This window comes from Aquaspirillum sp. (assembly GCF_055136605.1).
The window spans coordinates 1-10614 of sequence record NZ_JBSQVP010000073.1; the positions used below are offsets into that span (position 1 = coordinate 1).

Consider the following 10614-nt stretch of genomic DNA (forward strand, 5'->3'; position numbering starts at 1 on the left):
ATGGGGAGGGGATGAGCCAAGAAGTACAACAGCGGGTGTTCGATCCCTTTTTCACCACCAAAGCCCCCGGCAAAGGCAGCGGTTTGGGGCTGTCGGTTGTGCATGGCATCGTCAGCCAGCTCGGTGGTATGATTCAACTCCAAAGCCGCCTTGGAGATGGCAGTGAGTTTATCTTAGATCTGCCTCAAATCGCTGCACCGGCGGCTCACTCGGAAGGCGGCGAGTTTTAATGAAAGAAGGCATGATGGCACGCGTGTTGGTAGTGGATGATGATGAGCTGTTTCGCAGCATGTTGACGGAAATGGTCGGGCGCGAAGGACACCAAGTGTCCACCGCCACCAACGGTCATGAAGCCCTAAAAGCTGTCTCTTTACAACGCCCGGATGTGGTGATTACCGATATTTTAATGCCAGAAAAAGATGGTATTGAGCTGATTATGGAATTGGCCCAGCTCGGTGCTTCTATTCCGGTGATTGCGGTGTCTGGCGGACGACGGGCGATTAGCACCGACTTTAACCTCGAGTCGGCGCGGCTGTTGGGGGTGTGTGCCACCTTGGGTAAGCCTTTTTCTCGTGAAGCGCTGCGCCAAGCGTTGCAGCAGGCTTTAATGCACTGATGTCAGCCCAAGTTTTAGTGGTCAGCAACCGCAAAGGGGGGTCGGGTAAAAGCACCACCTCGGTCAACCTTGCCGCGCATTGGGCCACCTTGGGGCTGCGGGTGTTGTTGCTCGATTTAGATACCCAAGGCCATTGTGCAGTGGGTTTAGGGCTAAAAAACATCCCACCCCACCACACCATTCATCACATCCTCACTGAAAACAACGCCGATTTATCAACGGCTATCCTGAGCACGGGCCGCGAACGGTTGTGGTTGGCCCCTGCTGATCCAATGTTTGAACACAGTCGGGTGGCAGGTGATCAATTATTGTTGAAGCGGTTGTTAAGTGCCGAGGCGGTGCAGCAACACTATGATTTCATTATTCTCGATACGCCGCCTTCTCTCGATTTTCTGCTACTCAATGCCCTGTCTGCTGCAGATTGGGCGTTAATTCCTTTTCTTCCCCATGCCCTCGCCGCCGAAGGCGTGCGACAGCTCTCGCGTATTTTGTTTAAAGTCGCGATGCAGCAAAATGCCAATCTGCGTCTTGTCGGCTTATTGCCGGTTATGTTGGACAGTCGCATTGGCCTACATCGTACTATCTGTGACGAGATGGCTAAGCAATTCGGCAGTCAGCGGCTGTTGGCCGGCATTCGCAATGACATCAAGCTGGCTGAGGCGTTTGCGTGTGGTAAGCCGGTGTTAGAACATGCGCCGGCTAGCCGAGGGAATGCCGACTATCGACAGTTGGCCGAGCAGTTATTGTTGTTGTTTGAGGCGCAAGGACGGGGTCGTTAATGCGCGATGCTGGTCGCTAATAGACAGCTCCGTTAGAATCACCGCTTTATCTCTCATCTTGATGGCGTAATTCCTTCTTATGTTAACTTTCCAAGACATCATTCAAACCTTGCAGGCCTATTGGGCGCGGCAAGGGTGTGCATTGTTACAGCCCTATGATATGGAAATGGGGGCGGGTACCAGCCATACCGCAACGTTCTTGCGCGCTATTGGCCCAGAACCGTGGCATGCCGCTTATGTGCAGCCCTCTCGCCGCCCGAAAGATGGCCGTTACGGTGAAAACCCCAACCGCTTGCAGCATTACTACCAATATCAAGTAGTACTCAAACCCAGCCCGAGCAATATCCAAGATTTATACCTCGATAGCTTGCGCGAATTGGGGATTGATCCTTGTGTGCACGATATTCGTTTTGTCGAAGATGATTGGGAAAACCCGACCTTGGGCGCATGGGGATTGGGTTGGGAAGTGTGGCTGAATGGTATGGAAGTCACCCAATTTACCTATTTCCAACAGGTTGGCGGCTTAGACTGCAAACCGGTGTTAGGTGAAATTACCTACGGTATTGAACGTTTGGCGATGTATTTGCAAGGGGTAGAAAACGTCTATGACTTGGTGTGGGTGGTGCGTCCTGATGGCAGCAAACTGACCTATGGCGATGTGTATCACCAAAACGAAGTCGAACAATCGCGCTACAACTTTGAACACAGCAATGTCGAGTTTTTATTCGCCCAGTTCACTCAGTTTGAAGGCGAAGCCAAGCGGTTGTTAGAAACCGGTTTGGCCATTCCCGGCTATGAGATGATTTTAAAAGCAGCACACACCTTTAACCTGTTGGATGCCCGTGGCGCCATTTCGGTTACCGAGCGTGCTGCTTATATTGGCCGCATCCGTGCCTTAGCACGTTTAGTGGCACAAGCCTATTACGATAGCCGCGAAGCATTGGGTTTCCCCATGTTGGCGACGGCCAAAACGGAGTAAGCCCATCATGAAGGCACGCACTCTTTCTGCTCTTGGTTTAGGTTTGGGTCTGATGATGGCCAGCTTGCCGCTGTTAGCGGCAGAAAACTGGTTGGTTTACCAACGTGGGCCGCGTCTGTCCTTGGCGATTGATCGTGCCTCGTTAGCCACTCAAGCGGATGGTTTATTGCATTTTGTACATGAAGAGCGTTATGCGCGAGAAATGTACGAAAAGAAAATGGATGTGCGGTTTTTTATCCGCCGCACCCGTGTCGCGGTGGACTGCAACAAAGACATTTATGCTTTCACGCGCTCTGACTATTTGGACAAGGAACGCAAGCCGGTATTTTCTGGCATGTTTGATATCCAACGCCATGCGTGGCAGTTCCTCGAAGTCAGTGCTGATTCAATGGGGGAAGCCATGGTCACCACCGCCTGCACGCTCATTAACCATCCAGCCTATTCTCTTTCGACCAAGCCCTAAGCCATGCCAACTCTACTCGTTGAATTATTTACCGAAGAACTTCCGCCAAAAGCGCTGCCCCGTTTAGCCGCCGTTTTTGCCGATACCATCCACCAAGAACTGGCAAATAAACAACTGTGCAGTGATAGCAGCGTTGTCCATCGTTATGCCAGTCCGCGCCGTTTGGCCGTCACCATCAGCGATGTGGCTGCGATTGGGCCAGCCCAAATCGTGTCAGAAAAACTGATGCCGGTGACTGTCGCACTCGACCAAGAAGGGCAACCCACCCCCGCTTTATTGAAAAAGTTACAAGCGAAAAACCTCAGTGCCGACATCGTGTCGCAGTGTGAATGCCGTCCCGATGGGAAAAGCGAAAGCTTGTTCTACACCTATACCGCCGAAGGCGCACAACTCAATCAAGTCTTGAGCGCAGCGATTGATAGCGCAGTGAAAAAGCTGCCAATTCCTAAGGTCATGCGTTGGGGTGATTCTGAGGTGACCTTTGTGCGCCCAGTACATCGTTTGGTCTGCTTGCATGGCGAAGCGATTGTGCCGGCACAAGTGTTGGGTCTGCAATCTGGCCGCATCACCGGTGGTCATCGTTTCTTGTCCAAGGGGGAGATCAGTATTCCTTCGGCAGAACAATATGCCCGCACCTTGCACGATCAAGGCCGCGTGATTGCCAGTTTTGAAGCCCGTCGTGAACTGATTCGTCACAAGTTGCAAGAACGCAGCCAAGCCTTGCAAGCGACATTGGCAGCGGACGATGCGCTGTTAGATGAAGTCACCGCGTTGGTCGAATGGCCGGTGGTACTCGAGGCGGGTTTTGAAGCTGATTTCCTGAAAGTGCCACAGGAATGTCTGATTTTGACCATGCAGCAAAATCAGAAATACTTCCCCTTGCTCGATCAACAACAAAAATTGATCAATCGCTTTCTATTGGTGTCCAACTTAGAAAGCGACCAACCGCAACACATTATTCACGGCAATGAACGGGTGTTGCGTGCGCGGTTGTCTGATGCCCGTTTCTTCTTTGAACAAGATCAAAAAGCCAAACTCGATTCACGTTTACCGCGCTTGGCCGAAGTGGTGTACCACAACAAAATTGGCAACCAGCTGCAACGTATCGAGCGCATTGAAGCGTTGGCCGGTGAGATTGCTGGTCTGTTGGGGGCGGATGTGGCGCTGGCGCGGCGCGCCGGTCGCTTGGCAAAAGCCGATTTGGTCAGCGAAATGGTCGGTGAATTCCCCGAGCTGCAAGGCATTATGGGGATGTATTACGCCCGTTTAGATGGTGAAGATGAGGCTGTTGCCGCTGCGATTGAAGCCCATTACCACCCTCGCTTTGCTGGTGATACCCTGCCACAGGGCCCAATTGCCTTGTCGGTGGCGTTGGCCGACAAACTAGAAACCTTGGCAGGTATTTGGGGTATTGGCTTAATCCCGACCGGTGATAAAGACCCGTTTGGCCTGCGTCGGCAAGCGCTGGGTGTGTTGCGGATGTTGGTTGAGGCACAATTGCCTTTAGACTTATCCGACCTGTTGCAGCGTGCAGTGCAGCAATTCCCTGCGGGTCTGTTGGCAGCTGACACCGCATCTGCACTCTACGGTTTTGCCTTGGAACGATTGAAAAATCTATTGGCGGCGGAACACCGCGCGGATGAGATTGATGCCGTGTTAGCGTTGTCGCCGCGTCGTCTCGATCAATTGACCTCGGTATTGGCGGCGGTGTCTGCATTCCGTTCTCTGCCAGAAGCCAGCACTTTGGCTGCGGCAAATAAGCGGGTGAAAAATATCCTCAAGAAAGTGGAGGGTGAGGTCAGCGCAACCGTCGATGCTGCTTTACTGAGCGAAGCGGCAGAACAAGCGTTGGCTGCCGCAGTTACCGCGATTCGCCCTGAAGTTGAGGCGGCTTTTGCTGCGGGTAACTACCAAACGGCCTTAAGTCGTTTAGCTGCCCTGAAAGCGCCTGTCGATAGCTTCTTTGAACAGGTGATGGTGATGGCCGATGACGAATCGGTTCGCCGCAATCGGTTGGCGTTGTTGGCGCAGTTGTCGGGTTTGTTTAACCAAGTGGCGGATATTTCTCTGTTAGCAGAGTAATTCCATCGCGTGGGTTCACTTTCCGCTGGCGCAGAGACTCAGAGGGTCTCTGCGCTTGCTTGGCATCGTACGGCACAGGAAAAAAACAATGAAACTGGTGATTTTAGACCGCGATGGCGTGATCAATCACGACCGTGACGACTTTGTCAAAAACAGCATGGAATGGGTTGCCCTCGACCGTGCACCCGAAGCGATTGCCTTGTTGTCACAAGCCGGCTGGAAGGTGGTCATTGCCACCAATCAATCCGGTCTAGGACGAGGTCTATTCGACATGCACGCGCTGAATGCGATGCACGAGAAAATGCACCGTATGGTGCAACGGGCCGGCGGCAGAATTGATGCGATTTTCTTCTGTCCTCACACCCCCGATGCCGGCTGTCAATGCCGTAAACCGAAACCCGGTATGGTAATTGATATTGCCGAGCGGTATGGGGTCAAACCCGATAGCTTAATCATGATTGGTGATAGCCTGCGTGATTTGGAGTCGGTGGCGGCGGTGGGGGGGCGTTCTATTTTAGTCAAAACAGGCAAAGGCAGTGCAACCTTAGAAAAAGGCGGCTTACCGGCTGGAACCTTAGTTTTTGATGATTTGTTTGCTGCGGCTGAGTTCTTACTTAGTCAGATTTGAGAGCCATAATGCTGGTTTGGATACGTTCTTGTTTGTATTGGTTGGGGTTGGCCGTGATTACCCCATTGTTCTTTACCTTGGGTTTACTGGCTTTTCCACTGCCGGCCATGCAGCGTCATCGTGTGATTACCTTATGGACACCGGTGATGATGTGGTGGCTACGTCTGACCTGTGGTTTGCGCTACAAAGTGATTGGTGCCGAGAATATTCCGACCACGCCGTCGATTATTGCGTGTAAACATCAATCTGGTTGGGAAACGATGGCGTTGCAGCTGATTTTTCCACAACAAGTGTGGGTGTTAAAACGCGAATTGTTATGGATCCCGTTTTTTGGTTGGGGCTTGGCCATGACCAGCCCGATTGCGATTGATCGCGGTGACCGTGTTCGCGCAGCCCAACGTTTGATCGATCAAGGCCGTGAGCGCTTGAAAACCGGATTTTGGATTGTCATTTTCCCAGAAGGGACACGCATTCCTCCGGGACAACGTGGCAAATATAAACAAGGGGCGGCGCGTTTGGCCCGCGACTTGGAGACACCAATGGTGCCGGTGGCATTAAATGCAGGTGAGTTTTGGCCGCGTAACTCCTTCCGCAAATATCCGGGAGAAATTACTGTGGTGGTGGGTAAACCGATTGTCCCTGCTGGTCAAACCCCAGACCAAATGACCAAAGAATTAGAAAATTGGATTGAAGCACGGCAAAGCGAAATCAGTGGCGTTGGCCCTTGTGCCAAAGCGACACCACAGGCAAAACCATCACATTAACTCTTTTATCGTCGAGGATTTTATGCGTTTATTACACACGATGTTGCGGGTGGGTGATTTAGAGCGTTCCATCGCTTTTTACACTGAGGTATTAGGGATGCAATTACTCCGGCGCCAAGACTATCCCGAAGGTCGTTTCACCTTGGCATTTGTTGGCTATGGTGAAGAACATGCTCAAACTGTGATTGAACTGACACATAACTGGGATACCTCGGCCTATGATCTAGGCAATGGCTTTGGTCATATCGCCGTGGAAGTGGCAGACGCGGCAGCGGCCTGTGATGCGGTGCGTGCTAAAGGGGGCAAGGTAACCCGTGAAGCAGGGCCGATGAAACATGGCACCACTGTCATCGCTTTTGTCGAAGACCCCGATGGTTACAAGATTGAATTTATTCAAAAATCTCACTAGGTACATGGCGTTTTTGCGCTGGGTGACCCCAAGAGAGCTAACCACATAGAAAAGCGAACATCATGAATCGTGCACAGCCATTTTCGTATTCCCAAACACAATTAGAAGCGTTAAGTCAACGGGTGTTGACCTTAGCCCAGCAAGAAGGCGCAACAGCGGCAGAGGTCGAGGTCTCGGAAAGTCAGGGGCAAAATGTCAGTGTGCGACTGAGTGAAGTGGAAACGCTGGAGTACACCCGTGACAAGGGCTTAGGCGTGACGGTGTATATCGGGCAAAGTAAAGGCCATGCTAACACGTCCGACTTTAGCGAAGAGGCCATGCTCGCTACCGTGCGCGCTGCGCGTGACATTGCGCGTTTCACGGCGGCCGATCCTTGCGCGGGTCTGGCCGACAGTGCTTTATTGGCACAAGGGCGTGGTGATAACCTCGATTTATTCCACCCTTGGCATGTCCCCGTTGAACAAGCTATTGATTTGGCCAAAGAGATGGAAGCGGCGGGTCAGGCATTAGATCCACGCATTCGCAATTCGGAAGGGGCAAATGTCTCTACCCACACCAGCCAATTTATTTATGCCAACAGTGCAGGGTTTAGTGGTGGCTACCAAACCAGCCGCCATGCGCTTTCGGCATCGTTGATTGCCGAGGATGATTCGGGGATGCAGCGTGATTATTGGTATGCTGTGGCGCGTTGTGCGGATGATTTACCGCCTGTGGCACAAATTGGTCGCCGCGCTGCCGAGCGCAGCTTGCGCCGCTTGGGGGCAAAACGGGTAAAAACCTGTCAAGTACCCGTGTTATTTGAACCCGCATTGGCGGCGGGCTTATTGGGAAGTTTTGTCGCAGCGGTGTCGGGCGGTAGTCTCTACCGCAATACCACCTTTTTAGCTGATAGTTTAGGCACACAAGTTTTTGCTCCTTGCGTGCAGTTATATGAAGACCCGTTTATTAAACGGGGCTTGGCCTCGGGATGTTTCGACGCTGAGGGGGTTGCCACTCATGCCCGTGATGTGGTGAAAGAGGGTGTGTTGCAGGGGTATTTCCTGTCGTCTTACTCTGCCCGCAAATTGGGGATGCAAACCACTGGCAATGCTGGCGGTGCTCACAATCTGTTATTGGCTTCCACCGGCCAGGATTTTGCCGCATTGTTAAAGCTGATGGGTACTGGCTTAGTGGTGACCGAATTATTGGGGCATGGGGTGAATCCGGTGACTGGAGACTATTCGCGTGGCGCGGCGGGTTTCTGGGTGGAAAATGGCGAATTGGCCTATCCCGTTGAAGAAATCACTATTGCCGGCAATCTGAAACAGATGTTCCGCGATATTGTGGCGATTGGTTCGGATATTGAAATTCGTGGTGGCAAACAAACTGGTTCTATTTTGCTACAAAACATGACGGTGGCTGGTGTATGACCCTTTCTTTCCACCGCCGGTCGATTTGGCCTCAAGGCCGTTCGGCCCATTTCTTGTTGTTTGTGGCCTGTGCCGCAGGTTTTGCCTTCGCTTTATATGCCCAGCATGTATGGGGTTTAGAACCTTGTCCTCTGTGTGTTTTCCAACGGGTGGCGTTGCTGGCTGTGGGTGGCTGGGCTTTTCTCGGGATGTTAGTGCCTGCTGGTGGTTGGCGGCGTGGCATGGCAGCCGGTGCGCTGTTATCGGCACTGGCTGGCACCGGTGTTGCTGGCTGGCATGTCCGTTTGCAGCTATTGCCAGCTGAACAAGTGCCAGCCTGCGGCCCGGGGCTGGAGTTCATGTTAGAAACCATGCCGCTGACCAGTTTACTGAAAAAGGTGTTTCAAGGTAGTGGCGAGTGTGCTGCTATTGATTGGACTTTTTTAGGCGCTTCGATGCCGATGTGGACAGCGGCCTTGTTTGTGTTGTTGGCGGTGTATAGCCTGTATCTGCTATTACAACGCCAACCCCGCCGCCGTTTATTTTAATTGTTATCCCCCTGCCAACCGGAACTGTCCCATTTGTTGCTGTAGGCTATGCGACAATCGGTGCAGTTCATCGGTCGCCACGGTGGCCTGTGTGGTGGCCTGACTGGTTTCTTCTGCCATGCTGGCAATGTGTTCAATATTTTTTGCCAACACAATGCTTGCATGGCTTTGTTCTTCCAATGCTTGAAAAATCCCCTGTGCTTGTACACCAACGCTGCTAATGGTGTGTTGCAACGCTTGGATGTCCTGACATACCGCATCGGTTTGGCTACGGCCCTGTTCAAGCTTGCTGCTTGTCTCTGCCAAGGTTTGGGCGATGCTGGCAATATCATGGCGAATATCCTGCATCACGCCACTGATTTGATGGGTTGATGAAGCTGTCCGCTCGGCTAATTTACGCACCTCGTCCGCCACCACCGCAAATCCCCGCCCCTGTTCCCCTGCTCTGGCAGCTTCAATCGCTGCGTTCAAAGCCAATAAATTAGTTTGATCGGCAATATCGCGAATCAGCGTTAAGGTATGGTCGATAGCTTGTGAGCGTTGATCGAGTTGTTGGGCGCGCGTCAGTGATGTGCTCATGCTTGTGGTCACTGTCTGCATGTAGTGGGCAGTGGTGTTGAGCTGTTGCTGACTGTTATCGCTAATGGTTTGAATATGGGCAATCGCATGGTGAGTGGCATGGGCGCGTTCTTTGACTGCTTCAATACTGGCGCTTAACTCCTCAATCGCCGCTGCCGCTTGGCTGGCCGCCTCGCTTTGTTGTTGGCTCGCTGCGTGAATTTGTGTGCTACCACTGTGCAGTTGTTGAGCAGCTTGTGCCAGTTGTTGGCTGCCATATTGGCTATGGGATAACAGCTGGCGCAGGGTATTTTGCATTAAATGAATCGCCCCTGTGATGCTATCTGGCCGATGTGTACCTTGGACAGCTTGAGTTAAATCACCTTCAGCAATGCGCTGTGCAATATGTGCCACGGTATGCGGTTCACCTCCCAGTCGATGTAATAAACGCCGAATCAACACATAAGCAAATACCGAGCTAGCCAAAGCAGCTAAGCACAGTAAAAGCAAAGATAACTGGGCGTAGTGTTGGGCACTTTGTTGTGCTTGCTGAAATTCGCGTTCTGCTTCGCTGAGTTGTAAATCGACTAATTGGCTGACGATGGCAGAGACCGGTTCAATGGCGGGGTAAAGTTCATGTTCAGCAAATTGCTGTAAGCCAGCCTGATCTTGTTGCCGAATAATGTGTTGTAAACGGGTGACTGCAAGGTTGGCCCGTTGCATGGCAACAGCTAATTCACCGGCTAATCGTGCTTCTTCGGGTGTCAGTTTGGTGGCTTGGTAGTGTTGCCAATGTTCGCGAATTGCACTTTGCGCGTGCTCAATGCCACGCAGGGTATCGGCTGCGCTTAGCGTGTTGGCACGAAGTTTGTGCGTGCTGTCCACAATATCCACTGCATAGCGATCCGCAATGACTTTGAGTTGTTTGAGTGGAATAACTCGGTCTTGGTAGGTTGAGGAAAAATCTTGCAAGATGTTTTGTTGGCTAATCCGACCGGAAATGCCAATTAACATCATAAAACCCAGCAGTAACATCACCAAACAGGCTAATTTTTGCCCGGTGGAAAACTTGCCTTGCCACATACCCATGCGCTCCCTGCAACGAAACAAATCCGTCATAAAGCAATATGTATGCCCAAAGCAATAAATATGACTTTTGTTTATTTGATTTGTTGGAGAGGAAGTTGGGTGTCTACAACATCGACAAAAAACGGCAAAACACCGCCGTATGTAACACAAACCTGAACTACAATCAGCCGTTACCCTCAGCCCCACTCCCATCATGCTGCCGCTGCTCGACCCGAAGAACGATTACATCTTCAAACGTCTCTTTGCCCAATCACCCGAATTGCTGTCTGATTTGATCAACAGCATCCGCTACGATCAACCGCCAATTACCA

Annotated in this window: 12 protein-coding genes; 11 read left to right on the plus strand and 1 reads right to left on the minus strand. The window is 51.8% G+C overall.

Features of this window, described 5'->3' with window-relative positions; genetic code table 11:
* The 11 genes from ACTBZS_RS10635 to ACTBZS_RS10685 form a co-directional block, all read left to right on the plus strand.
* The coding region (locus ACTBZS_RS10635) for an ATP-binding protein (protein WP_463044102.1) at positions 1–230 on the plus strand (230 nt) is incomplete at its 5' end.
* 11 nt (positions 231–241) lie between these two features.
* Positions 242–616, plus strand: coding sequence for a response regulator (locus ACTBZS_RS10640; protein ID WP_463044103.1), 375 nt, complete (start codon positions 242–244; stop codon positions 614–616).
* A complete protein-coding gene (locus tag ACTBZS_RS10645; RefSeq protein WP_463044104.1) occupies positions 616–1395 on the plus strand; it encodes a ParA family protein in 780 nt (259 codons plus the stop codon). The genes ACTBZS_RS10640 and ACTBZS_RS10645 overlap by 1 nt, the downstream gene beginning before the upstream one ends.
* A 79-nt stretch (positions 1396–1474) precedes the next feature.
* Positions 1475–2374 carry a glycine--tRNA ligase subunit alpha gene (gene glyQ, locus ACTBZS_RS10650; protein ID WP_460431121.1) on the plus strand — a complete coding sequence of 300 codons (900 nt, stop codon included), beginning with the start codon at positions 1475–1477 and terminating at the stop codon, positions 2372–2374.
* 7 nt (positions 2375–2381) lie between these two features.
* A complete protein-coding gene (locus ACTBZS_RS10655; protein ID WP_460431120.1) occupies positions 2382–2837 on the plus strand; it encodes a surface-adhesin E family protein in 456 nt (151 codons plus the stop codon).
* 3 nt (positions 2838–2840) lie between these two features.
* A complete protein-coding gene (gene glyS / locus ACTBZS_RS10660) occupies positions 2841–4919 on the plus strand; it encodes a glycine--tRNA ligase subunit beta (RefSeq protein ID WP_463044105.1) in 2079 nt (692 codons plus the stop codon).
* An 88-nt stretch (positions 4920–5007) separates the two neighbouring features.
* Positions 5008–5547, plus strand: a complete 540-nt coding sequence (gene gmhB, locus ACTBZS_RS10665) for a D-glycero-beta-D-manno-heptose 1,7-bisphosphate 7-phosphatase (protein ID WP_022654000.1) — start codon at positions 5008–5010, stop codon at positions 5545–5547.
* 8 nt (positions 5548–5555) lie between these two features.
* Positions 5556–6311, plus strand: a complete 756-nt coding sequence (locus ACTBZS_RS10670; protein ID WP_463044106.1) for a lysophospholipid acyltransferase family protein — start codon at positions 5556–5558, stop codon at positions 6309–6311.
* Positions 6312–6333: 22 nt separating this feature from the next.
* The gene (gloA, locus tag ACTBZS_RS10675; RefSeq protein ID WP_460431117.1) at positions 6334–6720 is read left to right on the plus strand and encodes a lactoylglutathione lyase; all 387 of its coding nucleotides are present in this window, start codon (positions 6334–6336) and stop codon (positions 6718–6720) included.
* A 62-nt stretch (positions 6721–6782) separates the two neighbouring features.
* Positions 6783–8129: a metalloprotease PmbA gene (pmbA, locus tag ACTBZS_RS10680; RefSeq protein ID WP_460431116.1), complete on the plus strand. Its 1347-nt coding sequence runs from the start codon at positions 6783–6785 to the stop codon at positions 8127–8129.
* A complete protein-coding gene (locus ACTBZS_RS10685; RefSeq protein WP_463044107.1) occupies positions 8126–8656 on the plus strand; it encodes a disulfide bond formation protein B in 531 nt (176 codons plus the stop codon). The genes pmbA and ACTBZS_RS10685 overlap by 4 nt, the downstream gene beginning before the upstream one ends.
* Positions 8657–8659: 3 nt before the next feature.
* Here the strand turns inward: ACTBZS_RS10685 and ACTBZS_RS10690 are convergent, their stop codons facing one another.
* Entirely contained in the window at positions 8660–10303 is a 1644-nt protein-coding gene (locus ACTBZS_RS10690; protein ID WP_463044108.1) for a methyl-accepting chemotaxis protein, read from the minus strand.
* Positions 10304–10614 lie beyond the last annotated feature (311 nt).